Source organism: Streptomyces sp. MBT65, from assembly GCF_016612545.1.
GTDB lineage: Bacteria > Actinomycetota > Actinomycetes > Streptomycetales > Streptomycetaceae > Streptomyces.
Window position 1 is genome coordinate 1 of record NZ_JAENRY010000021.1, and the last position, 25129, is coordinate 25129.

Here is a 25129-nt window from a genome sequence, read left to right on the forward strand (position 1 = left end):
AGACGGAGCCGGAGACGGAGCCGGGTCGGGTCGGAGACGGAGCCGGGTCGGGGACGGAAGCGGAGGCGGTTCGGGGACGTAGAGCGGGTGTGGGTGTGGGGTCGGGGATGTACGCGGGTCCGGGGACGTAGGCGGCGACGGGCGCGGGTGCGAGTCCGGAGGCGGTGACGCGTGCGGGTCCGGAGGGCGAGGACGGTGAGGGAGGCGGTGACGCGTACGTGTCCGGAGGCGAGGACGGTGACCAGCACGAGGACGCGTCCAGAGCGAGCGACGCCGGAGGATCGCGCCCACTCCCAGCAGCGCCCCCCCCGCTGAAGCCGCCGAGCGATGAGTTTCGGGGCCCCCGCCGGTCTACCCCACGAGTGGAGACCGCACCCCGGAAGGAAAGCGCATGACCGACAGCATCCTGGACCTCGGCCCGCAGACCCGCGTCGTCGCCCGTCTCGTCGAGGGCGTCACCGACGAGCAGCTCAGGGAGGTGACCCCGTGCCCCGGTACCGCCGTACGCAACATGCTGGGGCATCTGCTCGGCCTGTCCGTCGCCTTCCGTGACGCCGCGCGCAAGGACCTGGGCGTCATGACGGACACCGCACCGGACACCGGCGCCTCCGACATCGGCCCCGGCTGGCGCGAGGACTTCCCCAAGGTGCTCGACGGACTCGCCGAGGCCTGGCGCGACCCGGCCGCCTGGACCGGCATGACCCGCGCGGGCGGCATCGACCTCCCCGGCGCGGTCGCCGCCGCCGTTGTCGCCGACGAACTGGTCATCCACGGCTGGGACTTGGCCGTGGCCACCGGCCAGCCCTACGAGCCCGACCCGGCCGCGCTGCAGACGTCGTACACCTTCCTGCTGGCGGCGGCCGAGGGCCCGACCGGGGGCGGGGGCATCTTCGGACCGGTCGTCCCGGTACCGACGGACGCGCCCCTGCTGGACCGGGCGGTGGGGCTCAGCGGACGGGACCCGGGCTGGAAGCCGTAGACCCGGCGCCCTCCGGCGTGGATCGGGCGCCCTCAGCCGTGGACCGGTGCCCTCAGCCGTAGCCTGGCGCTCTCAGCCGTGGACCCGGCGCCTCAGGCGTGGACCGGGCTCTCTCAGCCGTGAACCGGGAACGACGCCTGGAACGCCAGCCGCTCGTCCGCCCCCTCACCGATACCGGCGAGGGCCTCGTCGAGCGCCATGAACTCCTCCCAGACCGCCCGGCCGCTCGCCTCGGTCAGCCGGGCCACGACGAGATCCTCCAGCTCGGGAACCCGCTTGTTCTTCCACACCTTGTCGGCGAGGCTCACCAACAGGTCCTCCAGGCCCACCTGTTGGCGCCCCCACGACGCGTGCGTCGCGGCGAAGCGGGCCAACTCCGGGCTGACGCCGTGGCGTTGCAGAAGAGCCCGTCCCGCTTCTTCGTGCGCCGCCCCCGGCCCGGACAGCTCGGAGACGTGCAGCGTCTTCCCCACGTCGTGCGTCGCCGCCCCGAAGAGCACCGCCTCGCGCTCGAACCGCACGGCGGGGCAGCGCAGTTCGACCCAGTCGACCAGCTGGCGGGCGACGTCGTGGACAGCCCGCAGATGAGCCGCCAGCCGCGGCGGGCTGCCCAGCTCCGACAGCAGCTCGACCACCCGATCAGGCAGCGGAAGCAACGGCGGGTCGACGACACCGGTCATCGCCCTCGACAGGAGAGAGTCGGCCATCACCGCGTCAGGGTACTGACCGCGGTGCCCAGGCGCGGGCGGTCCGAGGCCGGGCACCACGGAACGCCCTGAAATGTGAGTGCCGAGGGCCCCGGATCCGTACTCTTCCCCACCATGCCCCTCAGTCTGACCGTCCTCGGCACCGCCTCCCCGCACCCGCGCCCCGGCCGCCCCTGCTCCGGGTACCTGCTGCGCGGCGGCGGCGCCGAGGTGTGGGTGGACGCGGGCACCGGGACGTTCGCGGAGTTGCAGCGGCACACGGACCCGGCGCGGCTCACCGCGATCTGGATCTCACATCTGCACGCCGACCACAGCGCCGATCTCCTCGCGGCGGCCTACGCGTTCGCCTTCGGCGGGATGACCCCGGCCGACCCGATCCCGCTCTACGCGCCGCAGGACTGCGCCCGCCGACTCGCCGGCTTCTTCGGGCAGCCGGACGTCCGCTTCCTGAGCGGCGTCTTCGACTTCCGCCCGCTCTACGACGGCCACGCCGTCCGGCACTGGAACCTCCGCCTCACCGCACGCGCCGTCGTCCACGACGTCGAGGCGTACGGGCTGCGCGCCGAGTGCCAGGGGAGTGTCCTCGGCTACTCCGGGGACAGCGGACCCTGCGAGGCACTGTCCGAACTCGCGGGCGGCGCCGACGTGTTCCTGTGCGAGGCCGACATCGACCGGCATCGCGAAGGCGAACGCCAGGTGCATCTCACGCCAGAGGACGCCGGCGCCTGCGCCAAGGGCGCGCGCGAACTCCTCATCACCCATGTGGGACCCACCCTCACCAGGGAAGCGGCGCTGGAGCGCGCCGCCGCGATCTTCCCCGGCCGGACCTCGGCCGCGCTCGAAGGTGTCACCAAGACCATGTGAAGCGCGGTCATGTGAAGCGCTTTCTGGTTCTTCTGTCAGAAGCATTGACGAAACACTGGGCCGCTCCTACCTTCAACGCGTCGTACTTCGTACGTCATATATGAGACGCGATACGCGAGATCGGATACACGAGAGCCGGACGAGCGGGCCGGACGGGTGGGATCCGGTCCGCGCCCCGCAGCCACGTGACATCCGAGAGGCGCGCATGACCTCTGTGCCCACGCCGATCCCGTCCCGCACGCAGTATGTGCAGGAGGAGATCAAACGCCGCATCCTCACCGGGCAGTTGACGCCGGGTCAGCCACTGGTCGAGACCGAACTCGCCGCACAGTTCGGGGTGTCCAAGACCCCGGTGCGCGAGGCGCTCAAGACCCTGGCCGGTACCGGGCTCGTCGTGATGAACCAGTACAAGGGCGTCACGGTGCGCATGGTGGACGCGGACATGGCGCGCGAGGTGTACGACGTCCGGCTGCTCCTCGAACCCGAGGCGCTCCGGCGTGCCGTCCGTCGCCGTGCCTCCCTGGACGCCGCGCGCGACGCCCTGACCCGCGCCGACGAGGCCACCGACACCGCCGAACGCTCCCTCGCCAACCGGGAGTTCCACCGCGCGCTGTACCTGCCGTGCGGCAACCCGCTGCTCGGCCGGATGCTCGACGAGGTCCGCGACCAGGCCGCCCTCGTCTCCGCCGTCGCCTGGGCGGCCTCCCCCTCCTGGGAGCGGGAGGCCGGCGAACACCGGGAGATCCTGCGGCTCGCCCTCGACGGCGACGCCGACGGCGCGGCCACCGCGCTGCACGCCCACATCGCGTCGTTCGTGCAACGTGCCTTCCCCGGCACCGAGTTGGGACAGGGGCCCGGCACCGAGCCGGAGACCCCCGGAGAGGACGGTCGGGCATGACGGCGACGTTCGAGGCCCAACGGGCCGCCCTGGCCGACGTGGTGGCGATCCCGGTGACCCCGTTCGCCGCGGACGGCGGCGTCGACCAGGACACCCACCGGGCCCTGCTGCGCCGACTGCTCGACGGCGGGATCGGCATCGTCACGCCGAACGGGAACACCGGCGAGTTCTACACCCTCACGCCTCAAGAACGGCAGCTCGTCACGGAGTTGACCCTCGACGAGACGGGCGGGAGGGCCACCGTCCTCGTCGGCGTCGGCCACGACGTGCCCACCGCCATCGCCTCGGCCCGGCACGCCCGCGAGCACGGCGCCCAGATGGTGATGATCCATCAGCCCGTCCATCCCTATGTCTCACAGGGCGGCTGGGTCGACTACCACCGCGCGATCGCCGAGGCCGTGCCCGACCTGGGAGTCGTCCCGTACATCCGCAACGCCCAGCTCCTCGGCGCCCGCCTCGCGGAACTCGCCGACGACTGCCCGAACGTCATCGGCGTCAAGTACGCCGTCCCGGACGCGGCCCGCTTCGCCGCCTTCGCGCGGGACGCGGGGCTCGAACGCTTCGTGTGGGTGGCCGGGTTGGCCGAACCGTACGCGCCCTCCTACTTCTCGGCGGGCGCCACCGGCTTCACCTCAGGACTCGTGAACGTCGCCCCGTCCGTCTCGCTGAACATGATCGAAGCGCTTCGATCGGGCGACTTTCCGGGGGCGATGAAGGTATGGGAACAGATCCGCCGATTCGAGGAGCTGAGGGCCGCGAACGGCTCCGCGAACAACGTCACGATCGTCAAGGAAGCGCTTGCGTCCCTCGGCCTGTGCCGCCGTGACGTACGGCCCCCCAGCAAGCCCCTGCCCGAGAGCGAGCGCGCCGAGGTCGCCGCGATAGCCGCCGGATGGTCCGTATGAAGGCACCGGAAGAGCTCAGAAGCCACCAGTGGTACGGCACTGACGGGCTGCGCTCCTTCAGCCACCGGGCCCGCACCCGCCAGCTCGGCTATCTCCCCGAGGAGCACCTCGGCAAGCCCGTCATCGCGATCCTCAACACCTGGTCGGACATCAATCCCTGTCATGTGCACCTCCGTGACCGCGCCCAGGCGGTCAAACGGGGCGTGTGGCAGGCAGGCGGCTTCCCGCTGGAGTTCCCGGTCTCCACGCTCAGCGAGACCTTCCAGAAGCCGACCCCGATGCTCTACCGCAACCTCCTCGCGATGGAGACCGAGGAACTGCTGCGGTCGTACCCCGTCGACGGCGCCGTCCTGATGGGCGGCTGCGACAAGTCGACCCCCGCGCTGCTCATGGGTGCCGCGAGCGTCGACCTGCCCACCGTCTTCGTCCCCGCCGGGCCGATGCTGCCGGGCCACTGGCGCAACGAGATCCTCGGCTCCGGCACCGACATGTGGAAGTACTGGGACGACAAGCGCGCCGGCCTCATCGGCGACTGCGAGATGACCGAGCTGGAGAGCGGCCTGGCGCGCTCGCCCGGCCACTGCATGACCATGGGGACGGCGTCCACGCTGACGGCGGCGGCCGAGGCGCTCGGGGCGACCGTGCCGGGCGCGTCCAGCATCCCTGCCGTGGACTCGGGGCACGATCGGATGGCCGCGCAATCCGGCATGAGGATCGTTGAACAAGTCCACAAGGGGCGTGTTCTCTCGTCGATCCTCACCCAGGACGCCTTCGAGGACGCCGTCACCACCGTCCTCGGCCTCGGCGGCTCCACCAACGCCGTGATCCACCTCATCGCCATGGCCGGCCGCGCGGGCGTCCACCTCACGCTCGACGACTTCGACCGCATCGCCCGCACGGTCCCGGTCCTGGCGAACGTACGGCCCGGCGGACGGACGTACCTCATGGAGGACTTCCACTTCGCCGGCGGCCTGCCCGGCTTCCTCTCCCGGATCACGGACCTGCTCCACCTGGACCGCCCGACGGTCTCGTACGACACCCTCCGCGAGCAGCTCGCCGGTGCGCGGGTGCACAACGACGACGTCATACGACCGCGCGACAACCCGGTCGCGCCCGAGGGCGGGGTCGCCGTCCTGCGCGGCAACCTCTGCCCCGACGGCGCCGTCATCAAGCACATCGCCGCCGAACCGCACCTGCTCAAGCACACCGGCCCCGCGGTCGTCTTCGACGACTACCGGACCATGCAACGCACCATCAACGACCCGGAGTTGGACATCACCGCCGACAGCGTGCTGGTGCTGCGCAACGCGGGCCCCAAGGGCGGTCCCGGCATGCCCGAGTACGGCATGCTCCCGATCCCCGACCACCTCCTCAAGCAGGGCGTCCGGGACATGGTCCGCATCTCCGACGCCCGGATGAGCGGCACGAGTTACGGCGCGTGCGTGCTGCACATCGCACCCGAGTCGTACATCGGCGGACCGCTCGCCCTCGTCCGCACCGGGGACACCATCACCCTGGACGTCGAGGCACGCACCCTCCAACTCAACGTGGACGACGAGGAGTTGGCGCGCCGCAGGGCGGAGTGGACCCCGCCGCCCGCACGCTACGAGCGCGGCTACGGCGTGCTCTACAACGCACAGATCACCCAGGCCGACACCGGCTGCGACTTCGAGTTCCTGGCCCGGCCGGGCCAGGTGCCGGACCCGTACGCGGGTTAGCCCCCCTCGCAACGCACAGCGCCGCACCACGCCCAAGGGGAAAGCGCTTCACCCCCGCGCTTCACCCCGTACACGACCCACCGCAAGCGAACGGAGAACAGTCATGGCCCAAGCCGCAGCCGTGGCGAAACCGCCCGCGCCACCCCGGCGGCGCCGTGCCTCCGCGACCCCGCGCAGGCTCCCGTACCTGCTGATCGCCCCGGCCGGGCTGCTCATGCTGGGCTTCATCGCCTACCCGGTCATCAGCGTCTTCTACTACAGCCTGCAGAACTACAACCCCACCAAACCCTGGCGCAACGGCTTCGCGGGCCTGGACAACTTCACCCACGCGTTCACCAACGACCCGCAGTTCTGGGACACGTTGACCTTCAGCGCCAAGTGGGTCGTCGTAGAGGTGGGCCTCCAACTCCTCTTCGGACTGGCCCTCGCGCTCATCGTCAACCAGACCTTCGTGGGCCGCTCCATCGGCCGCGCGCTGGTCTTCTCCCCCTGGGCCGTGTCGGGCGTCCTGACCTCCGCGATCTGGGTACTGCTCTACAACTCCCAGACGGGCGTGACCCGTTACCTCGCCGACATGGGAATCGGCCAGTACGGCACGAGTTGGCTCTCCGACCCCTCAACGGTCTTCTCCGCAGCGGTTGTTGCGGACCTCTGGCGAGGCGTCCCCTTCTTCGCGATCCTCATCCTCGCCGACCTCCAGTCCGTCTCGAAGGACCTCTACGAGGCCGCCGAGGTGGACGGCGCGAGCCGCTTCCAGCAGTTCCTGAACATCACCCTGCCGCACCTCAAGGACGCGATCGTGCTGTCCACGCTGCTGCGCGCGGTGTGGGAGTTCAACAACGTCGACCTCCTCTACACCCTGACCGGCGGCGGCCCGGCCGGCGAGACGACCACGCTCCCGCTCTACGTCGCCAACACCAGCGTCGAGGCCCACAACTTCGGCTACGCGTCGGCCCTCACCACCGTCGCGTTCGTCATTCTCCTCTTCTTCTCGATCATCTATCTGCGGCTGAGCAAGTTCGGAGGCGGCGACAAGTGATCACCGAGATCGCCCCGGCCCGCGAGCGGGAAACGGCCGCGCCGCACCAGCCGCGCAAGGTCCGCCGCGCCTGGGACGAGGTCCCGCGCTGGCAGATCTACGTCCCCCTCGGCATCTACCTCGTCTTCACCCTGATCCCCTTCTACTGGATCCTGCTCTTCGCGTTCCGCCCGGCCGGCTCGACCTCCCTGGTGCCCTGGCCGATGACCTTCGACCACTTCCAGAAGGTGTGGACCGAACGCAGCTTCGGCGTCTACTTCCAGAACAGCGTCTACGTCGGCGTCGCCACCCTGATCCTCACCACGGTCGTCGCCCTGGCCGGCGGCTACGCGCTCGCCCGCTTCGAGTTCAGGATCAAACGCGTCTTCATGCTGGCCCTGCTCTGCTCCCAATTCGTGCCGGGCGCCCTGCTGTTGGTCCCGCTGTTCCAGATCTTCGCCAAGCTCCAGATGATCAACTCGCTCGGCAGCGTCATCATCGCGGAGACCGTCTTCCAGCTCCCGCTGTCGATGATCCTGATCAGCGGCTTCATCCGGAACGTCCCGCAGTCCCTGGAGGAGGCCGCCTGGGTCGACGGCTGCAACCGCCTCACCGCGTTCCGCATCGTCGTCCTCCCGCTGCTGCGGCCCGGACTGATCGCCGTCGGCTCCTTCGCCTTCGTGCACGCCTGGAACCACTTCCTCTTCGCCCTGATGTTCCTCTCCGACCAGAGCAAGCAGACCATCCCGGTCGGCCTCAACACCCTGATGGGCGCGGACAGCGTCGACCTCGGCGCGCTCGCCGCCGGCGGCATCGTCGCGGCCGTACCCGTGGTGATCGTGTTCGCCTTCATCCAGAAGTGGCTGATCACCGGCTTCAGCGCGGGGGCGGTGAAGGGATGAGGCAACCGCTTACCCTGCTGGCGAAGATCGTCGACGCAGGGAGACTCCCATGACATCCAAGACCGGCCCTACGACCGCCCCCGCATCCGTGGCTACGACGGCCCCCGCGCCCGCCGCCACGACAGCCCCCGTGCCCGTTCCCCTGCCCGTCCCGGTCGTCCTCGCAGGCGCCCGTGGGCATGGCCGCTGGCACGTCGAGAACATCCGCCGGCTCCAGGACAAGGGCCTCGTACGCCTTGTCGGCATCTGCGAGCTGACCCCGCTGACCGAGGAGGAGTTCGGCGGCGAACTCCCCGCCCAGTCACCGGACTTCGGGGAACTCCTCGACGCCACCGACGCCCGGGTCGCCGTGGTCTGCACACCGATCCCGACCCACACGGACCTCGCCCTGGCCGCCGCGAAGCGAGGCGTGCACCTGCTTCTGGAGAAGCCGCCCGCGCCGTCGTACGCCGAGTTCCGCCGGATGGCCGACGGCGTCGCCGCGGCCGGAGTGGCCTGCCAGATCGGGTTCCAGTCGCTCGGCTCGCACGCCGTGCCCGCGATCCGGAAGCTGATCGCCGAGGGCGCCATCGGCACCCTGACCGGGGTCGGCGGGGCCGGTGCCTGGGCCCGCGACGAGGCGTACTACCGGCGCGCCCCCTGGGCCGGCAAGCGGCGCCTGAACGGCGTCGACGTGATCGACGGCGCGCTGACGAACCCCCTCGCGCACGCCGTCGCCACCGCCCTCGCCCTCAACGGCACGACCCGCGCCGAGGACGTCACCCGTATCGAGACCGAACTCGTCCGGGCCAACGACATCGAGTCCGACGACACCTCCTGCGTCCGCGTCACCACCGTCCAGGGCCGCCCGGTCACCGTCGCCGTGACGCTCTGCGCCGAACACCCCGGCGAGCCCTATGTGCTGGTGCACGGCAGCGAAGGCCGGATCACCTACTGGTACAAGCAGGACCGCGCACTGCTCCAGCGGGCGGGCCACGGCCCCGAGGAGTTCGAGTACGGCAGCACGGACCTGTTGGAGAACCTGGTCGCCCATCTCGCCGACGGCGAGGCGCTGTTGGTCGAACCGGACGCGACGGGCGCCTTCATGAAGGTGGTCGAGGCGATCCGCGAGGCCCCCGACCCGGCCCAACTCCCCACCGATGCATGGCACTTGATCCCGACCGAGAACCGCCGGGTGGTCCCGGGCATCGACGCGCTGGTCACGGCGGCGGCCGACACCCTCGCCCTCTACTCCGAGCTGGGCGCCCCCTGGGCCCCACCGAAAGAGGTGAGCCCTTGATGATCACCCATGACACGCCGGTGCTCCGCGTCGCGGGCCGCCCGGTCGCCCGGTACGTCACCCGGCCCGAGCTGTCCGACCGGCTCTCCCCACGTCCCTATCTGCACCCCGTGACCACCCTGTCCGGTACGGCGGTCACCGAACTCAGCCCCGTCGACCACACCCACCACCTCGGCGTCGGTGTCGCCGTTCCCGACGTCGAGGGGCACAACTTCTGGGGCGGCCGCACCTACGTCCAGGGCCAGGGCCCCACGGAACTGGACAACCACGGCGCCCAACGCCACTCCGCCTTCCAGCTCCGCGACCCCGACGGCTTCGTCGAGGAACTCCGCTGGGTGGCCTCCGGCGCCGAGCTGCTCCGCGAACGCCGTACGGTCGCGGCCACCGAACTCACCGACACCGCCTGGGCGTTGGACTTCACCTTCTCGCTCACCAACGTGACGCCCGACCCCCTGTCGATCGGCAGCCCCGCCACCAACGGCCGCCCCGGAGCCGCGTACGGCGGCTTCTTCTGGCGGGCGCGCAAAGAGGCCGACACCCCGCACGTCTTCACCGCCGACCGCGAAGGCGAACACGTCGTCCACGGCACTTGCGCCGACTGGCTCGCCCTCGCCGGCACCGGCTGGACGCTGGTCTTCGCCGGGGCCACCGACCGCACCCGCCAGGACCCGTGGTTCGTCCGCACCGCCGAATACCCGGGCGTGGGCGCGTCGTTGGCGTCGGACGAGCGGCTGCCGATCCCGCCCGGAGACACGGCCGTACGACGGATCGTCACCGTCGTGGCCGACGGCCGCCTGGACCGGGCCGAGGCCGCGGCGCTCGTGCGGAAGGCGGTCAGCCAGTGACGTCCGAGACGTACACGAACCCCGTCCTGAACGCCGACTGGTCCGACCCGGACGTCATCCGCGTCGGCGACGACTTCTACCTCACCGCGTCCAGCTTCGGCCGCGTACCGGGCCTGCCGCTGCTGCACTCCCGCGACCTGGTCAACTGGACCCTGATCGGCCACGCCCTCCAACGCCTGGAACCGGCACGGGAGTTCAGGACCCCCCGGCACGACTGCGGCGTCTGGGCCCCCGCGCTCCGGTACCACGACGAACGCTTCTGGATCTTCTGGGGTGACCCCGACCAGGGCATCTTCCAGATCAACGCCCCCGAGATCAGGGGCCCTTGGACCCGTCCCCATCTCCTCAAGGAGGGCAAGGGCCTCATCGACCCGTGCCCCCTGTGGGACGAGGAGAACGACGACGAGGCCTACCTCGTCCACGCCTGGGCCAAGTCCCGCGCGGGCATCAACAACCGCCTCACCGGCCACCGTATGCACCCCGACGGCACGACCCTCCTCGACGACGGCAAGGTGATCGTCGACGCGGACCGCCTCCCCGGCTGGTTCACCCTGGAGGGCCCCAAGGTCCACCAACACGACGGCTGGTTCTGGATCCTGGCGCCCGCCGGGGGAGTCGGGACCGGCTGGCAGGGCGCGTTCCGCTCACGCGGCTTCTTCGGCCCCTACGAGGAGAAGGTCGTCCTGGAGCAGAAGGACACCGACGTCAACGGCCCCCACCAGGGCGCATGGGTGCGCACCCCGTCCGGCGAGGACTGGTTCCTGCACTTCCAACAGCGGGGCGCCTACGGCCGGTTGGTCCACCTCCAGCCCATGCGCTGGGGCGACGACGGCTGGCCGGTCATCGGCGACGAGGGCGCCCCCGTGGCCGTACACCGGAAACCGGATCTCCCGCCGCAGCCGCCCGCAGCGCCCGCCACCGACGACGACTTCCCCGGCGGACGGTACGGTCGCCAGTGGCAGTGGACGGCGAACCCCGAGGACGGCTGGGCCACCCACCACTCGGGCGACGGGCTGCGTCTGACCTGCGCCCGCACGCCCGACGCCCACGACCTGCGCCGACTCCCGAACCTCCTCACCCAGCGACTGCCCGGCACCCCCGTCGCGGTCGAGGTCGAACTACGGCTGCACAGCGAGGAGTTGGGGGCGCGGGCCGGGCTCGCCGTGCTGGGCGACGCCTACAGCTGGATCGGACTCCAGCGGGGCACCGACGGCGAGGTCCGTTTCGTCCACCGTTTCGCCGAGCCCACCGCCGAGCGCGAACGGGACGCGGGCGAGTCCTGCCTCGCCCCCGACGCCCGCGTCCGGCTGCGGACAGAGATCGGCGCGGGCGCGCGCTGCCGCTTCTTCTACGACGTCGGGGGCGGGCCGCGTCCGACCGGGCGGGTGTTCGCCGCCACCCCCTGGCGCTGGGTCGGTGCCCTGCTCGGGCTCTTCGCGCTCGCGCCCGCCGGTCCGGGACACGCCGGCGCGGCCGTGTTCACGCGGTTCCGGATCAGTTCCGTTCAGTAACTCGTCCTGCTAACTCGCCCTGCCCGTACGCCTGTTGGGAGTCGCAATGACGCACCTCCGTAGCAAGCGCTTGCCAATGCCTCGCGCCCTCATGACCCCGCTGGATCCACAAGAAGAGAGCCGACCTATGAAGACCAGCATCCGCAGAAGCCGGCGTGCCGCGATGGCCGTCGCCCTGGGCTCCGTGCTCGCGCTGACCGCCACCGCCTGCGGCGACGGCGGCAGTGGCGCGGCGGGGGACAAGGGCGACGAGGGCTCCGGCAAGGGCACGATCACGTTCTGGGACAACAACGGCGGTGTCCGCACCGACATCTGGAAGCAGATCATCGCGGACTTCGAGAAGAAGAACCCCACCATCAAGGTCAAGTACGTCGGGATACCGGCGGCCAGCGCCCAGTCCAAGTACGACACCGCGATCCAGGGCGGCGGGCTGCCCGACGTCGGCGGCGTGGGGACCGCGGTGCTCGCCGAGGTCGCGGTGCAGGGGGCGTTGGAGCCGCTGGACAGCCGGCTCAAGTCCAGTTCCCTGAACGGCAAGTTGAGCCAGAACCTGCTCGACGTCAGCAAGTCCGCCGGTGGCGGGGACACGCTGTATCAGATCCCGACCTCCGCGAACAACGGCACGCTGTGGTACCGAACCGACCTGTTCAAGGCGGCGGGTCTGGACGCGCCGACCACCTGGTCGAAGTTCTACGCCGCCGCCGACAAACTCACCGACAAGGCGAAGAACAAGTTCGGCTTCACCATTCGCGGGGGTGAGGGGTCCATCGCGCCGGCCCTCGACGCGGTGTACGGGCAGACCGGGATCACGTCCTTCTGGAACGGCGACAAGACGACGGTCAACGACCCGAAGAACGTTGCCGCGTTGGCGAAGTACGTGAGCCTGTTCAAGAAGGACACACCGTCCGCCGACCTCAACAACGACTTCACCAAGATGGTCGCGCAGTGGGACAGCGGCACGATCGGGATGCTCAGTCACAACCTCGGGTCCTATCAGGATCACCTGAAGGCGCTGGGTGCGGACAAGTTCAAGGGCATTCCCAATCCGACGCAGGACGACGGCACGCGGGTGCAGATCTCCAACCCCGTTGACGGGCTGAGTCTGTTCAAGTCCAGCAAGAACAAGGACGCGGCCTGGAAGTTCATCGAGTTCGCGGTCTCCGCGGCGGAGAACTCCAAGTACAACGAGTCGGCGGGGCAGGTTCCGGCGAACACGGACGCGGCGAGCGCGGCGTGGATTCAGAAGTCCGAGCCGACGCAGTTGGCCGCGGCGGCGTTGAACGGGGCGTCCACGAAGATCGTGCAGCTGCCGTACTACCTGCCCGACTGGAACACGATCTCCAAGGCCGACAACGAGCCCAACTTCCAGAAGCTGTTGCTCGGAAAGATGACGGCGAAGGAGTTTCTGGACACGCTTGCCGACCAGTTGAACGCGGCGCAGGCGGATTGGAAGAAGAACCACTGAGATCGGGTGGTTTCGGTTGGTGGGGGACTGCGGGTTCGTTGTGGCTGGGCGTGCAGTCCCCCCCCGCCCCAAGAAGACGAGAGGTGAGCCAGTCGTGTCTCTTACCCGGCGGCAAGTCGCGTTAGGTGCACTTGCCGCCGTTCCCTTACGGGGTGGTCGGCGAGATCGCACTCTCTATATCGCCGGTGATTCCACCGCCGCCCAGAAGTACTCCACCGAAGCACCCGAGACCGGATGGGGAATGGCGCTCCCCTTCTTCCTGCGGAGGGGAGTGAGAGTCGCCAACCATGCCGTGAACGGCCGGAGTTCGAAGAGTTTCGTCGACGAAGGTCGGCTGGATGTCATTCTCTCCGCCATTCGGCCCGGCGACCTCCTCCTCGTCCAGTTCGCGCACAACGACGAGAAGGTCGCCGATCCCACCCGCTACACCGAGCCCTGGACGACGTACCAGGACTATCTGCGCCTTTACCTCGAAGGGGCTCGCAGCCGTGGTGCCCGGCCCGTGCTCGCCACCCCCGTCGAGCGCCGCAGGTTCGACGCCGACGGCAACTCCCTGCCGACCCACGGCGATTACCCGGCCGCGATGCGCGCGCTCGCCCAGCAGGAGCGGGTCGCGTTGCTCGACATCGAGGCGTTGTCGCTGGCGTTGTGGCAGCGGCTCGGGGTCGAGGAGACGAAGGTCTACTTCAACTGGACCGACACCGAGCAGGACAACACGCACTTCAATCCGCCCGGTGCGATCGCCGTGGCGCGGCTCGTGGTGCGGGAGTTGCTGCGCACCCGGGTGCTCGCGCCGCGTGACGTCGTCCGGCTGCGCGACGACATTCCCCCGTCCTGGATCACCTGGCCCGAGGCGACGGACGCCTCGGACCTCCGCTGAGCAAGGAGAACCGCACAGTGCGCATATCTATGTGTCATGTACGCGTCATTGCTTCGCTCGTGGGGTGCACGGCACTCGCGCTCGCCCTCACCGGCACCACCGCCCAGGCCCACACCCGCAGCCTCGCCCGCGAGACCCTCGGCGCGGGGAACGGCTGGGCGTCGTACGGCACCGGCACCAGCGGGGGCGCCGCCGCCACCCACGATCACGTCTACACCGTCACCAACTGGGCTGATTTCAAGGCCGCGTTGGCCGCCGGCGGCACCGCCCCGAAGATCATCAGAATCAAGGGGACCATCGACGCCAACGCCGAGGGCTGCGACTCCTTCGCCACGCCCGGCTACGACTTCGCCCAGTACCTCGCCACCTACGACCCCGCCGTCTGGGGCTACGACCAGAACCTCGACAACGAGCCCGCCGACAGCCCCGAGGGCCTGCGCCGGGTGTCGGCCGCCAACCAGAACAAGGTCATCAAGGCGGCCGTCCCCGCCAACACCACCATCGTCGGCATCGGCAGGAACGCCGGGTTCAAGGGCGCCAGCCTCCAGATCACCGCCGTCGACAACGTCATCATCCGCAACCTCGCCTTCGAGAGCCCGCTCGACTGCTTCCCGCAGTGGGACCCGACCGACACCGCCACCGGCAACTGGAACTCCGAGTACGACAGCGCCGTCATCTACGGCTCCACCCATGTGTGGCTGGACCACAACACGTTCACCGACGGCGAGCACCCGGACAGCTCACTGCCCACCTACTACGGGCGGATCTTCGAGCAGCACGACGGCGAACTCGACATCGTCAAGGGCGCCGACTACGTCACCGCCTCCTGGAACGTCTTCACCGACCACGACAAGACGATCCTCATCGGCAACAGCGACAGCGCGTCAACTGCCGCTGTCGACCGGGGACATCTGAAGGTCACGCTCCACCACAACCTGTTCTCCAACCTGGTCGAGCGCGCGCCCCGCGTCCGGTTCGGACAGGTCGACTCCTACAACAACCACTTCGTCGCCGAACCCGGATACGGCTACAGCTACGGCATCGGCAAGGAGTCCCAACTCGTCGCGGAGCACAACGCGTTCACGGTCCCGGCGGGCATCTCCGAGGCGACCGTCCTCAAGAAGTGGTCCGAGGCGCCGCTCACCGCCGACGACAACTACGTCAACGGCACCCTCACCGACCTGATCGCCGTCCACAACGCCGGTGTGCCCACCGAGATCCTCCAGTCCGGTGCGGGCTGGACACCCACCCTGCGCACGAAGACCGACCCCGCGAGGGCCGTGCCGTTCATCGTCGACCGCAACGCCGGTGCGGGCCGCCTGCGCTGACCCCTCGTCACCTCGTCACCTCGCCATCTCGTCATCAGGAGCACCCGCATGCCCTTGCACGAGCACCTCCAACGTCCCCTGTCCAGACGGGGGTTCCTCGCGGCGGGCGCCGCGCTCGGTCTCGCTTCCGGCCCGGCCTCGGCCGCCACACAGTCCCGCCCGTTCGGCCGCTACGGTTCACCTGCCGCGCGTCTCACCCCGCTCACCCTGTACGTCGACCCGCGTGGCCGGGGCGACTTCACCACCGTCCAGGCCGCCGTCACCGCCGCGACCGGCGCCGGGTACACCCTGGTCATCGCGCCCGGCGTCTACCGGGAGACGGTCACCGCCGGCGTCACCGACCCGGCGACCGGTCAACTCTCCGACGCGGCAAGCGAGATGACATGGCTCGGCGCCTCCGAGAACCCGCGTGCCGTCGTCATCGTCTACGACAACGCCAACGGCACCCGGAAACCCGACGGTTCGGGCACCTACGGCACCTCCGGCTCGGCCACGACGCTGATCCGCACCGACGGTTTCACGGCTCGCCGGATCACCTTCGCCAACGACTGGCTGCGCGCCGACCACCCCGACATCACCGGCACGCAGGCGGTCGCGATCAAGGTGCAGGGCGACCGGTCCGCGTTCTTCGACTGCCACTTCCTGGGGCACCAAGACACCCTGTACGCCGACTCGTTGGCCCTCGGTGTCTTCGCCCGCCAGTACTACGCGCGCTGCTACGTCGAGGGGGACGTCGACTTCGTCTTCGGACGGGCGACCGCCGTCTACGACCACTGCCACTTCCGGACGCTCGACCGCGCCGACCTGGCGACGGCACCGTACGGCTTCGTCTTCGCGCCCTCCACGGCGGTCGCCAATCCGCGCGGATACCTGGTGACCCGCAGCCGGGTGAGCAGCCAAGCCCCGCGCGGCTACTACAAGTTGGCCCGGCCCTGGGTGCCCGGCTCGGACACCACCGCGCATCCGATGCTCACCGTGCGGGACACCGCGCTGGGCGCGGGGATCGACGCGGTGGTGCCGTACACCAACATGTCCGACACCTATCCCTGGCAGAGCCAGCGGTTCGCGGAGTACCGGAACACGGGCCCGGGTGCCGCGATCAGCGTCCCGGAGAACAGGCCCCAACTCACCCCGGAGCAGGCCGAGTCGGCGACGCCCGAGGCCTGTCTCGGCGACTGGAAGCCGGGGCGGAGATGACCCTGCGCAGACGCACACTCCTGACGGGGATCGTCGGAGGCCTCGTGTCCGCCGGCGCGGCACCGGCCTTCGGTCTCGACCGGCGGCGGGTCCTGCACGTGCGGCCCGGAGACTCGGTCCAGGCGGCCGTGGACGCGGTGGACGGCAACGGCTGGATGATAGTCGTGCACCCGGGGACGTATCGTGAGGTCGTCAACGTGCCGACGGACAAAGGCGAGTTGACCCTGCGCGGCGGTGGGCGCGATCCACGAGACGTCGTCATCGTCCACGACAACGCCAACGGGACGCAGAGACCGGACGGTTCGGGGACGTACGGTACGGCGGGCTCCGCGACCTTCACCTCGGCGGCGCCCCGGCTGACCGTACGGAACCTGACCCTCGCCAACGACTGGCTGCGCGCGGACCATCCGGAGATCACCGGGACGCAGGCCGTGGCCGCGTATGTGACGGGTGACCGCTCGCGGTTCTCGCACGTCCGGTTGCTGGCCCACCAGGACACCCTCTTCGTCGACACCTCGGCGCTGGACGCCTTCGACCGGCAGTACTTCACCCACTGCTACATCGAGGGAGACGTCGACTTCGTCTTCGGGCGGGCCACCGCCGTCTTCACGGACTGCCACTTCCACACCCTCCAACGGGACGTGGCCTTCACACCCAAGGGCATGGTCTTCGCCCCGTCCACAGCCCGTGCCAACCCGCACGGCATCCTCGCGGTCCGCTCGCGGATCACCTCCGGCGCCGAGGACGCCGCGTACAAGCTGGCCCGGCCGTGGGTCCCGTCGTACGAGACGACGGCCTGGCCGTCCCTCGTCATACGGGACACGCGGATCGGGCCCGGCATCGACCCGGTCGCGCCTTACATCAACATGCGCGACGCCTACCCCTGGCAGTCGATGCGCTTCCACGAATACCGCAACACAGGCCCGGGCTCCGTGATCACCGTCCCGGAGAACCGGTCCCAACTCACCGCCGCCGAGGCCGCGTTGCACACCCCCGCGACCTATCTCGGCGACTGGTGTCCCTGAAGTCCCCCTGTTCGCACCCGTACGAGGAAAGGACCGCACTCCTATGTCTCGTCGTACCGCTCTCACTCTCGGCACGGCCCTGGCGTTCGGCGCCGGGCTGGCCGTGCTCCCCACCCAGGCGCAGGCCGCCACGGTCGTCGTCGACACGACCGCCGAACTGACCAGCGCGATCTCAAGTGCCACCGCCGGCACGGTCATTCAGGTGCGCGGCGGCACGTACTACCCGACGGCCACCCTCCAGTCCACGACGAACGGCACGTCGTCCTCGCCGGTCACGCTCACCGCGTACGGCTCGGAGACGGTCAAGATCGACGGTTCGTCACTGTCGTCGGGGTCCTGGATCTTCAAGCTGACGGCGGACTACTGGAACGTCTCCAACCTGACCTTCCAGAACTCCCCGGACAGCGCGGTCGTCTGCCAGTCCTGCACCGGCACCAACTGGAACAACGTCAAGACCATCAACGGCGGCGACTCCGGCTTCACGCTCACCGGCGACGGCACCGTCAACAACACGGTCAAGAACCTTGACTCGTACGGCAATTACGACGCCGCGACACATGGCGAGAACGCGGACGGCGTCGCCATCAAGTTCGGCTCCGGCAGCGGGAACCTCGTCACCGGCGCACGGCTGTACAACAACTCGGACGACGGGATCGACTTCTGGTCCTTCTCCACGCCCGTCACCGTCGAGCACACCTGGTCCTTCGGCAACGGCGTCAACCGCTGGTCCGACTCGGCGTTCGCGGGTGACGGCAACGGCTACAAGCTGGGCGGTGACGGCGAGGTCGTCGCGCACGTCATCAACAACTCGGCCGCGTGGGGCAACGCGGGCAACGGCTTCACCGAGAACTCCAACACCGGTGCCCTCGTGATCAACCGCACCACCGCGTACGCCAACAGCAAGTGGGGCTACTACTTCGCCACCAGCTCCGCGAAACTCGGCAAGAACCTCGCGGTGAGCAACGGCGGCGGCTCGGTCAGCAAGGGCTCCGCGGTCACCTCGGCCGGCAACAACTGGGACTCCGGCATCTCCACCCCGTCCTTCGTCTCCACGGACGCGTCGACGACGTACAACGCGCGCTCGTCGAGCGGCACGCTGCCGGCGACGACGTTCCTGACCACCGGAAGCACGACGATCGGGGCGACGATGAACTGACCAGTGCGGGGGCCCAGTTCGGGTGTCTCGGGCTGGGCCCACGTCCTCACCGGACCGTCACGAAGCTCACGATCGGGCCGTCCTCCGAATCGGTCGCGGCGACCTCGAAGGCGCGGTCCGGGAAGGCGTCGGTCAGGGAGCGCCGCCATGAGGCCCCGATGTCCTCGGCCAACGCGAGTGCACCGGCCTCGGATTCGTGGTCGTCCGGGATATCGATGTAGAGCCACAGCCGCAGCTGATTCAGCATGGCCTCGACCGACGTCGCGTCGCCCCCCAACTGCTCTTGCCAGGCGCGGAAGTTGTCGGGCTCGTAGACGCGGTCCCACAGCACGCAGCCGTCCACCTCCACGAATCGCGGCATGAATACACGGGAGAACGCGGCCCATTCACCCAGGCCCGCCTCTTGCGAGAGATAGTCCAGATAGTCGGTGCCACCGCCTATCGCTGCCGTCCACTCCCTGACGTCCGGGATGCTCTGGGGGTCCATGGGGTTCTTCTTCTCGCTCACTGAGGAAGCTCGTCGGGCCGGGCGGCCCGGGGCATCTTGTTCCAGGTGAGGAACACCTGACCGGTCTTGGGATTCACGTTCTTCGACGTCTCCAGCACATGGGGTGCCGGCACCCCACCGTGCGGCTTGGAACTCGGATCCACGTCGACCCGCTTGTTGGGAAGGCCTTGATCGTCGTAGACAGCGTAGGCCGTCACGGTTCCGTCATCCTTGCGCCGCACCAGGATCTCGTCCGGCTTGGCCGACTGGGGAAACGGCCGCTGTGCGGGGTCGCGTTGGACAGATCGATGCCGCACTTCGGGGCCAGAATTTCCCGAACGCCTCGATCACGGCGTCCGCGAAGGTGCGCCAGGCGGTCGCCGCCGACCGCAGCTTCCCGGAGTCGGCCTCCGGCCACCAAAGCCCCAGATGCAGCAGGATCTTCCGGGCCTCGTCCTCAACGCTCACCGGCACCGTCCGCCTTCGTGACCTTCACTTCGGTGAACATCCCGGCGATCAACTCGTCGTTGTCGACATGGCCGTCCACCATGTCGTTCTCCCAGGGCTCGCCCAGCCCGTCGAGGGACTCCACGAGCGTGGTCAGCGCCTTGCCCAGATCAACTGCCGCCGTCTGGAGGTCCGGTGCCGCCCGCTTCAGATCGGCGGTCTTGATGTCGAGGACCTTGGCCGGGTCCTTGCCGTCACCCATCGAGCGTTCCCCCATTCGCAACTGCGTCCACGACGGCAGGGGAATCCGACCAAGGGAAGGTCAAGTGGGCCCCAAGGGTGGGTAATTCCCCACCCTGTGGGTTATGTATCGATCGGATAAAGGCTCTCGCCTCCACGGTGTGATGCGCGTAGACAGTCCCTGACCTGGTGCATCACCCATCAGAACCAGATCCGGAGATTCCATGCGGAAGTCCCTTAGAGCGGCCGCCCTCGGCGCCGCCTGTGTCGTCGCCGGTGCCGCCCTGTACGGCACGGGCGTCGCCACCGCCGGTCAGTCGACCGCGAACTCGACGCACGAGCCTTACAACATCGGCCTGTTGTCGAAGGACATCGACACCTACTACGGCACCACGCTCGACAGCAACGGCGTGTACCAGGCCTCGGCGACCAGCCCGTACGCCAAGGACCTGGCGCGCATCGACGCGTCGGCGAAGCGGTACATCGACGAGGCCGTCCGCAAGCACCACAAGGGCGTCAAGCCCGCGGTCGTCTTCGACATCGACGACACGCTGCTGCTCAGCCTCGACTACGAGAAGAAGAACAACTACGGCTACAGCTCGGCCACTTGGGCCGCGTACGTGGCCCTGGCCAACCGCCCGGAGGTCTTCGGCACCCCCGAGCTGGTCAAGTACGCCGCGTCCAAGGGCGTCACGGTCTTCTACAACTCGGGTCTGAAGGAGTCGCAGCGCACCTACGCGGTCGACAACCTGAAGAAGGTCGGCGCGGACGTCAACCTCGACGCCGCCCACATGTTCCTGAAGGACGCGGACAACCCGCCGTCGTACCTGAGCGCTTGCGCCACTCCGGGTACCTGGACCTGCACCACCGTCCAGTACAAGTCCGGTACCCGGAAGCACATCGAGGACCTCGGGTACAACATCATCGCCAACTTCGGCGACCAGTACTCGGACCTCGACGGGGGCTACGCCGACAAGACCTACAAGATCCCGAACCCGACGTACTTCGTCAGCTAGGTTTTCTCCGCCTGCGTGGCAACCCTTTCCGGCCACGGCGGCGACCAGGAATCAGAAACGGGCCGGGGCGGCCCCTCCGGCCCGTTTCGTCCTCGTCATCCAGGAAAGGAACCAACGCCGTGCGCACGAGCACCGGACGCCACCGCAGAACCCGCACCCTCTCGATCGCCGCCGCGGTGGCCGTCGCCGCGGGGGCGGGCGGCGTCTACCTCGGCCTCAACAGCGGTGGCGCGCAAGCCGCTTCGGCCACGATCACCGTCTCCACCACCGCCCAACTGGAGTCGGCCGTCGCGAACGCCACCGCCGGCACCGTCATCCAGGTCCGCGCGGGCACCTACACCCCGGCCGCGACCCTCAAGTCCACGGCGAACGGCACGAGTTCGGCCCGGATCACGCTGGAGGCGTACGGCTCGGAGAAGGTGAGGATCGACGGTTCGAAACTCCCCGCGGGTCAGTGGCTGGCCGGTATCTACGGCGACTACTGGACCGTCCAGAACCTCACTTTCCAGAACTCCCCGGCCCAGGGCTTCGTGGCCACGTCGTCGGTCGGCGGCATCTTCAAGAACCTGGTGACGGCGAACAACGGCGACTCCGGCTTCACCCTGCGCGGCGACGGCACGACGAACAACCTCGTGCAGAACCTGGACAGTTACGGCAACTACGACGCCTCCGGGCACGGCCAGAACGCGGACGGCATCGCCATCAAGTTCGGCTCCGGCACCGGCAACAAGGTCACCGGCGCCCGCCTCTACAACAACTCGGACGACGGCCTCGACCTGTGGCAGTTCTCCTCGCCGGTCACCATCGAGCACTCCTGGGCGTTCGGCAACGGCAAGAACCGCTGGAACGACTCCGCATTCGAGGGCAACGGCAACGGCTTCAAGCTGGGCGGCGGAGGCGTCGCGGTTGCCCACGTCGTCAACGACAACGCGGCCTGGGACAACACCCTCAACGGCTTCACCGAGAACTCCAACACCGGCGCGATCATCCTCAACCGCAACACCGCGTACGCCAACACGGAGGCGGGCTTCTTCTTCGCGGCGAGCAAGTCCCGGCTGGCCCGGAACCTTGCGGTGGGCAACAAGGGGGGCTTGGACAAGCTCGGTTCGCGCACGGTGTCGGCGGCGAACAACTGGGACGGCGGGGTCGCCACTCCGTCGTTCAAGTCCGTGGACGCGACGACGGCGTACGGGGCGCGGTCGTCGAGTGGGGTGTTGCCGTCGACGACGTTCTTGACGACGGGGTCTTCGGTGATCGGGGCGACGATGAACTGACCTGCCTCGGCGCGGACTTCGCCCCCATACTGACGATTCCGTACGTCACCAAGGGGAGAGACCCACGGCACAGGACCCCGCGCCGAAGCACCTGACGATCACGTTGGACTTCGACCTCCAGACCCCCAACTCCACGGTGGGCGAAGCCCGGATCAAGGCGGCCTACAACGCGGCCGTCGAAGTGGCGCTGGAGGCAGCCGCGAAGGAGTTCCCCGAGGGAGGGGCCGACCTTCGGCTTCACGTGGTGGGGAGTCGTCCAAGTGCCGGTCCACATGTGGACCGGGCCTAGACACAAGGATGTAGGCCATGACCTTCATCAATGTCCGAGGCGACGCCACGAACGGACCGTACCGCTGTCCTTGCTGCGGCTTCATCACTCTGACCGAGCGCGGAGCCTACGAGATCTGCCAGGTCTGTTTCTGGGAGGACGACGGCCAGGACGAGCACGATGCGGAAGAGGTCCGAGGAGGCCCCAACCAGGGTCTGAGCCTTCGAAACGCCCGCCGCAACTACCAGGAGATCGGCGCGTGCAACGAGCGATGCACCCAGTTCACGAGGGCCCCGCTGCCCCACGAGCACCCAGACAGCGGCACACCGTACGGAACAGGAACCATCCACGGACGGTGCTGACGTGGACCGTGCCCTCCGATACGGTCCCGAGCCATGGCGGATGGCAACGGTGTGCCGGAGAAGGTGGCGTGGGTCCTGGTCCGGGACGACCGGGTATTGGTGACGCGTAGTCACGGCAGAGATCTCTTCCACCTCCCGGGCGGTCACCGCGGTGGATTGACTCCGTCGAGGGAGATCGCCGAGAAGGCGTGGCTCTGCTACAGCGATCGGGACCGGGTCTCGGCCGTCGATGAGATGGCTTTCGACGCGCTTCACGAAGCCGGGCGGATCTCTTGATCCAGGGACTTGAGTCTCCAGTAAGGGGAGACGTAAAGCTGAGGGCATGGAAGGCGACGCGCTCTACTCGATCGGGGAGCTTGCTCGGTGGAGTGGGCTCTCGGTCAAGACCGTTCGGTTCTACTCCGATCGTGGGATCGTGGCGCCGGCAGACCGCAGCCCGGCCGGTTACCGCCTCTACGGCATCGACGCCGTCGCACGCCTGGACCTCGTAAGGACCTTGCGCGAACTCGGACTTGACCTCGCGACGATCCGCAAGGTCGTGGACCGTGAGCTCTCGTTGCCCGACGTCGCCGCGGCGCACGCAGACGCGCTGGCCGTGCAGATCCGGGTTCTGCGGCTGCGTCGTGCGGTGTTGACGGCGGTGGCCGAGCGTGGGGCCACACCTGAGGAGATGGAATTCATGCATCGGCTTGCCCGGCTTTCCGAGGACGAACGTCGGTGTCTGATCGGCGAGTTCCTCGATGCCGTCTTCGGCGGTCTTGGCACCGTCCCTGCATTCGCCGGGGTCATGCGCTCTATGACCCCCGAGCTGCCCGACGACCCGGAGGCTGAACAGGTCCAGGCATGGGTGGAGTTGGCCGAGTTGTCTCTGGACCCCGAATTCCGCGCCTCCGTGCGGCAGTTGGCTGAGGAGCAGGCCGCCGAGCAGGTGGCCTTGCAGGTCCGAGGTGACAGGAGTGGGCCGCGCCGCGATATTGCCGGAGTCGTCCGTGAGCAGGTTGGGCCGGCCCTCGACGCCGGCGTCGATCCCTCCTCACCGCGAGCTGATCCGTTCGTCTCGGCTTTCACGGTGCACTATGCGCACCTCCTCGGCCGACCCGACGACGTCGACCTTCGACGTCGGCTGGTGGCTCGGCTGGAGAGCGTGAACGACCCCCGCCGGGAGCGGTATCTGCAGTTGCTCGCCGTGGTCAATGGGTGGCCCGCCCCGGAGAGTCTTGCCCCGGCGCTCGACTGGTCCGTCCGGGCTCTGCGTGTCCGAACTGTGTGATGACGAGGCAGCGGTACGGCCGGCCTCGGGTGAAATCACCGCCGTACATAATCAGTTCGTGAATGCCGCCGTCGTACTTCAGGTTGCCGCTACGTCGGCTGCGCCCGCTCTCCTCCTTCGGCCTTGGCGTCTGGAGGACGTTGCCGAACTCGTCGAGGTGCGCCGGGATCCTGTGCTGCGGCAGTGGACAACGGCCGTCGTGGACAACGAAGTTGACGGGGCGCGCTGGGTGCAGGACCAGCAGCGGGGCTGGGCGGCGGGAGAGTGGTTCGGCTTTGCCGTGCTGGAAGCGCAACCCGGGGTTGACCGTGGGCGGTTGGTGGGGAACGTGATCCTCAAGGAGGTCGTCCCGGGTAAGTCGGCGGCCGAGGTGGGCTATTGGACCGCCGCGCACGCCCGCGGGCGAGGAGTGGCCCCGCGTGCCCTTGAGGCACTCACCGGCTGGGCCTTCGACACCTTCGCCTCCGACGGGCTGGAGCGGCTCGAACTCCTGCACCAGGTCGACAACTTGGCTTCCTGCCGGGTCGCGGAGAAGAGCCGGTACGCCTTCGACAGTGTCCTGCCCGCGGCGCCTCCGGCCTTTCCCCGCGATGGTCACCTCCACGTACGGCGTGCTACGCCCGGGCGTACGGCCGGGTCATGATCTCCATGTTGTGGCCGTTCGGGTCCTCGAAGTAGGCGCCGCGACCGCCGAAGAGGCGGTTGATCCGGCCGGGTTCGGTGTGGCGGGGGTCGGCGTAGTAGGTGACGCCCACCACCTCCAGACGGGCGATCATGGCGTCGAACTGCTCGTCCGGCACGAGGAACGCGTAGTGCTGCGACTGGATCGGCTCGTCACGCTTCTCGTAGTAGTCGAGGGTCACGCCATTGCCCAGGTCGACCGGCAGGAAGGGTCCGAAGGGGGCGCTGACCTTCAGGCCCAGGATCGCGGCGAGGAACTCGGCCGACAGCTGCCGGTCCTTGGCGTAGACGGCGGTGTGGTTCAACTGGACGGTCGTCGGCAGGTCGAGGTCGTGCGTCATGTGTGGGTGGGGCTCCTTGTCTTGAGTCCGGTGAGAGCGCCGTGCGCGGGCGCCGGGAGGGAAGAC

Annotated in this window: 28 protein-coding genes; 23 read left to right on the forward strand and 5 right to left on the reverse strand. The window is 68.9% G+C overall.

Going from position 1 to position 25129, the window contains the following annotated elements; genetic code table 11:
* The first annotated feature begins 391 nt into the window (after positions 1–391).
* Positions 392–979: a TIGR03086 family metal-binding protein gene (locus tag JHN63_RS07445; RefSeq protein ID WP_200678123.1), complete on the forward strand. Its 588-nt coding sequence runs from the start codon at positions 392–394 to the stop codon at positions 977–979.
* A 113-nt stretch (positions 980–1092) separates the two neighbouring features.
* On the opposite strand, the gene JHN63_RS07450 is transcribed toward JHN63_RS07445, so the two are convergent.
* Complete coding sequence (locus JHN63_RS07450) at positions 1093–1686, reverse strand: HD domain-containing protein (protein WP_200678125.1); 594 nt, start codon at positions 1684–1686, stop codon at positions 1093–1095.
* Positions 1687–1800: 114 nt separating this feature from the next.
* On the opposite strand from JHN63_RS07450, the gene JHN63_RS07455 reads away from it, so the two are divergent.
* From JHN63_RS07455 to JHN63_RS07525, 15 genes are all read left to right on the forward strand, one after another.
* Positions 1801–2550, forward strand: coding sequence for an MBL fold metallo-hydrolase (locus JHN63_RS07455; RefSeq protein WP_200678127.1), 750 nt, complete (start codon positions 1801–1803; stop codon positions 2548–2550).
* 205 nt (positions 2551–2755) lie between these two features.
* Positions 2756–3448, forward strand: coding sequence for a GntR family transcriptional regulator (locus JHN63_RS07460; RefSeq protein ID WP_200678129.1), 693 nt, complete (start codon positions 2756–2758; stop codon positions 3446–3448).
* Complete coding sequence (locus tag JHN63_RS07465) at positions 3445–4353, forward strand: dihydrodipicolinate synthase family protein (RefSeq protein ID WP_200678131.1); 909 nt, start codon at positions 3445–3447, stop codon at positions 4351–4353. Before JHN63_RS07460 ends, JHN63_RS07465 begins: the two co-directional genes overlap by 4 nt.
* On the forward strand, positions 4341–6071 hold the full coding sequence (gene araD / locus JHN63_RS07470) for an L-arabinonate dehydratase (protein ID WP_200678133.1): 1731 nt from the start codon (positions 4341–4343) through the stop codon (positions 6069–6071). The genes JHN63_RS07465 and araD overlap by 13 nt, the downstream gene beginning before the upstream one ends.
* 103 nt (positions 6072–6174) lie before the next feature.
* On the forward strand, positions 6175–7110 hold the full coding sequence (locus tag JHN63_RS07475) for a carbohydrate ABC transporter permease (protein ID WP_200678135.1): 936 nt from the start codon (positions 6175–6177) through the stop codon (positions 7108–7110).
* Positions 7107–7991 carry a carbohydrate ABC transporter permease gene (locus JHN63_RS07480; protein WP_200678137.1) on the forward strand — a complete coding sequence of 295 codons (885 nt, stop codon included), beginning with the start codon at positions 7107–7109 and terminating at the stop codon, positions 7989–7991. The genes JHN63_RS07475 and JHN63_RS07480 overlap by 4 nt, the downstream gene beginning before the upstream one ends.
* Positions 7992–8040: 49 nt before the next feature.
* On the forward strand, positions 8041–9270 hold the full coding sequence (locus tag JHN63_RS07485; protein ID WP_234476266.1) for a Gfo/Idh/MocA family protein: 1230 nt from the start codon (positions 8041–8043) through the stop codon (positions 9268–9270).
* Positions 9270–10115, forward strand: coding sequence for a PmoA family protein (locus JHN63_RS07490; RefSeq protein WP_200678139.1), 846 nt, complete (start codon positions 9270–9272; stop codon positions 10113–10115). The genes JHN63_RS07485 and JHN63_RS07490 overlap by 1 nt, the downstream gene beginning before the upstream one ends.
* Positions 10112–11626 (forward strand): glycoside hydrolase 43 family protein, encoded by a 1515-nt coding sequence (locus JHN63_RS07495; RefSeq protein ID WP_200678141.1) that lies wholly within the window; start codon positions 10112–10114, stop codon positions 11624–11626. Before JHN63_RS07490 ends, JHN63_RS07495 begins: the two co-directional genes overlap by 4 nt.
* 127 nt (positions 11627–11753) lie before the next feature.
* Positions 11754–13091: a sugar ABC transporter substrate-binding protein gene (locus JHN63_RS07500; protein WP_200678143.1), complete on the forward strand. Its 1338-nt coding sequence runs from the start codon at positions 11754–11756 to the stop codon at positions 13089–13091.
* Positions 13092–13185: 94 nt separating this feature from the next.
* Positions 13186–13971: a rhamnogalacturonan acetylesterase gene (locus tag JHN63_RS07505; protein WP_200678144.1), complete on the forward strand. Its 786-nt coding sequence runs from the start codon at positions 13186–13188 to the stop codon at positions 13969–13971.
* 29 nt (positions 13972–14000) lie between these two features.
* Complete coding sequence (locus JHN63_RS07510) at positions 14001–15299, forward strand: polysaccharide lyase family 1 protein (RefSeq protein WP_200678202.1); 1299 nt, start codon at positions 14001–14003, stop codon at positions 15297–15299.
* Between the two features lie 48 nt (positions 15300–15347).
* The gene (locus tag JHN63_RS07515) at positions 15348–16496 is read left to right on the forward strand and encodes a pectinesterase family protein (RefSeq protein WP_200678145.1); all 1149 of its coding nucleotides are present in this window, start codon (positions 15348–15350) and stop codon (positions 16494–16496) included.
* 2 nt (positions 16497–16498) lie between these two features.
* Positions 16499–17521, forward strand: coding sequence for a pectinesterase family protein (locus tag JHN63_RS07520; protein ID WP_200678204.1), 1023 nt, complete (start codon positions 16499–16501; stop codon positions 17519–17521).
* A 43-nt stretch (positions 17522–17564) separates the two neighbouring features.
* Positions 17565–18677, forward strand: coding sequence for a chondroitinase-B domain-containing protein (locus tag JHN63_RS07525; RefSeq protein WP_200678146.1), 1113 nt, complete (start codon positions 17565–17567; stop codon positions 18675–18677).
* Positions 18678–18723: 46 nt separating this feature from the next.
* On the opposite strand, the gene JHN63_RS07530 is transcribed toward JHN63_RS07525, so the two are convergent.
* The 3 genes from JHN63_RS07530 to JHN63_RS07540 all read right to left on the reverse strand — a co-directional run bounded on the left by JHN63_RS07530 (position 18724) and on the right by JHN63_RS07540 (position 19873).
* The gene (locus JHN63_RS07530) at positions 18724–19164 is read right to left on the reverse strand and encodes a hypothetical protein (RefSeq protein WP_200678147.1); all 441 of its coding nucleotides are present in this window, start codon (positions 19162–19164) and stop codon (positions 18724–18726) included.
* Positions 19165–19181: 17 nt separating this feature from the next.
* Positions 19182–19481: a polymorphic toxin type 24 domain-containing protein gene (locus JHN63_RS07535; protein ID WP_200678148.1), complete on the reverse strand. Its 300-nt coding sequence runs from the start codon at positions 19479–19481 to the stop codon at positions 19182–19184.
* Positions 19482–19621: 140 nt separating this feature from the next.
* The gene (locus JHN63_RS07540) at positions 19622–19873 is read right to left on the reverse strand and encodes a hypothetical protein (RefSeq protein WP_200678149.1); all 252 of its coding nucleotides are present in this window, start codon (positions 19871–19873) and stop codon (positions 19622–19624) included.
* A 202-nt stretch (positions 19874–20075) separates the two neighbouring features.
* Here JHN63_RS07540 and JHN63_RS07545 point away from each other — a divergent pair, with 202 nt between their 5' ends.
* The 7 genes from JHN63_RS07545 (at position 20076) to JHN63_RS07575 (ending at position 24684) form a co-directional block, all read left to right on the forward strand.
* Complete coding sequence (locus tag JHN63_RS07545) at positions 20076–20867, forward strand: HAD family acid phosphatase (RefSeq protein ID WP_200678151.1); 792 nt, start codon at positions 20076–20078, stop codon at positions 20865–20867.
* A 119-nt stretch (positions 20868–20986) separates the two neighbouring features.
* The gene (locus JHN63_RS07550; protein WP_200678153.1) at positions 20987–22141 is read left to right on the forward strand and encodes a right-handed parallel beta-helix repeat-containing protein; all 1155 of its coding nucleotides are present in this window, start codon (positions 20987–20989) and stop codon (positions 22139–22141) included.
* Positions 22142–22244: 103 nt separating this feature from the next.
* Positions 22245–22430, forward strand: a complete 186-nt coding sequence (locus tag JHN63_RS07555; RefSeq protein ID WP_200678155.1) for a hypothetical protein — start codon at positions 22245–22247, stop codon at positions 22428–22430.
* A gap of 17 nt (positions 22431–22447) precedes the next feature.
* Positions 22448–22771: a CPCC family cysteine-rich protein gene (locus JHN63_RS07560; RefSeq protein WP_200678157.1), complete on the forward strand. Its 324-nt coding sequence runs from the start codon at positions 22448–22450 to the stop codon at positions 22769–22771.
* A gap of 33 nt (positions 22772–22804) precedes the next feature.
* Positions 22805–23047 carry a hypothetical protein gene (locus JHN63_RS07565; RefSeq protein WP_200678159.1) on the forward strand — a complete coding sequence of 81 codons (243 nt, stop codon included), beginning with the start codon at positions 22805–22807 and terminating at the stop codon, positions 23045–23047.
* Positions 23048–23093: 46 nt separating this feature from the next.
* A complete protein-coding gene (locus JHN63_RS07570; RefSeq protein WP_200678160.1) occupies positions 23094–24041 on the forward strand; it encodes a MerR family transcriptional regulator in 948 nt (315 codons plus the stop codon).
* Between the two features lie 58 nt (positions 24042–24099).
* On the forward strand, positions 24100–24684 hold the full coding sequence (locus JHN63_RS07575) for a GNAT family N-acetyltransferase (RefSeq protein ID WP_307781842.1): 585 nt from the start codon (positions 24100–24102) through the stop codon (positions 24682–24684).
* Here JHN63_RS07575 and JHN63_RS07580 read toward each other — a convergent pair.
* Positions 24656–25063 carry a VOC family protein gene (locus JHN63_RS07580; RefSeq protein ID WP_200678162.1) on the reverse strand — a complete coding sequence of 136 codons (408 nt, stop codon included), beginning with the start codon at positions 25061–25063 and terminating at the stop codon, positions 24656–24658. The genes JHN63_RS07575 and JHN63_RS07580 overlap by 29 nt on opposite strands.
* Between the last annotated feature and the right edge of the window lie 66 nt (positions 25064–25129).

Coding starts and splice junctions, on each gene's coding strand:
- JHN63_RS07515 (WP_200678145.1), top strand. CDS start 15,348: ATGCCCTTGCACGAGCACCTCCAACGTCCCCTGTCCAGACGGGGGTTC.
- JHN63_RS07540 (WP_200678149.1), bottom strand. CDS start 19,873: ATGGGTGACGGCAAGGACCCGGCCAAGGTCCTCGACATCAAGACCGCC.
- JHN63_RS07445 (WP_200678123.1), top strand. CDS start 392: ATGACCGACAGCATCCTGGACCTCGGCCCGCAGACCCGCGTCGTCGCC.
- JHN63_RS07570 (WP_200678160.1), top strand. CDS start 23,094: ATGGAAGGCGACGCGCTCTACTCGATCGGGGAGCTTGCTCGGTGGAGT.
- JHN63_RS07565 (WP_200678159.1), top strand. CDS start 22,805: ATGGCGGATGGCAACGGTGTGCCGGAGAAGGTGGCGTGGGTCCTGGTC.
- JHN63_RS07580 (WP_200678162.1), bottom strand. CDS start 25,063: ATGACGCACGACCTCGACCTGCCGACGACCGTCCAGTTGAACCACACC.
- JHN63_RS07490 (WP_200678139.1), top strand. CDS start 9,270: ATGATCACCCATGACACGCCGGTGCTCCGCGTCGCGGGCCGCCCGGTC.
- JHN63_RS07530 (WP_200678147.1), bottom strand. CDS start 19,164: ATGGACCCCCAGAGCATCCCGGACGTCAGGGAGTGGACGGCAGCGATA.
- JHN63_RS07475 (WP_200678135.1), top strand. CDS start 6,175: ATGGCCCAAGCCGCAGCCGTGGCGAAACCGCCCGCGCCACCCCGGCGG.
- JHN63_RS07525 (WP_200678146.1), top strand. CDS start 17,565: ATGTCTCGTCGTACCGCTCTCACTCTCGGCACGGCCCTGGCGTTCGGC.
- JHN63_RS07460 (WP_200678129.1), top strand. CDS start 2,756: ATGACCTCTGTGCCCACGCCGATCCCGTCCCGCACGCAGTATGTGCAG.
- JHN63_RS07450 (WP_200678125.1), bottom strand. CDS start 1,686: ATGGCCGACTCTCTCCTGTCGAGGGCGATGACCGGTGTCGTCGACCCG.
- JHN63_RS07560 (WP_200678157.1), top strand. CDS start 22,448: ATGACCTTCATCAATGTCCGAGGCGACGCCACGAACGGACCGTACCGC.
- JHN63_RS07500 (WP_200678143.1), top strand. CDS start 11,754: ATGAAGACCAGCATCCGCAGAAGCCGGCGTGCCGCGATGGCCGTCGCC.
- JHN63_RS07545 (WP_200678151.1), top strand. CDS start 20,076: ATGCGGAAGTCCCTTAGAGCGGCCGCCCTCGGCGCCGCCTGTGTCGTC.
- JHN63_RS07510 (WP_200678202.1), top strand. CDS start 14,001: ATGTGTCATGTACGCGTCATTGCTTCGCTCGTGGGGTGCACGGCACTC.
- JHN63_RS07485 (WP_234476266.1), top strand. CDS start 8,041: ATGACATCCAAGACCGGCCCTACGACCGCCCCCGCATCCGTGGCTACG.
- araD (WP_200678133.1), top strand. CDS start 4,341: ATGGTCCGTATGAAGGCACCGGAAGAGCTCAGAAGCCACCAGTGGTAC.
- JHN63_RS07465 (WP_200678131.1), top strand. CDS start 3,445: ATGACGGCGACGTTCGAGGCCCAACGGGCCGCCCTGGCCGACGTGGTG.
- JHN63_RS07455 (WP_200678127.1), top strand. CDS start 1,801: ATGCCCCTCAGTCTGACCGTCCTCGGCACCGCCTCCCCGCACCCGCGC.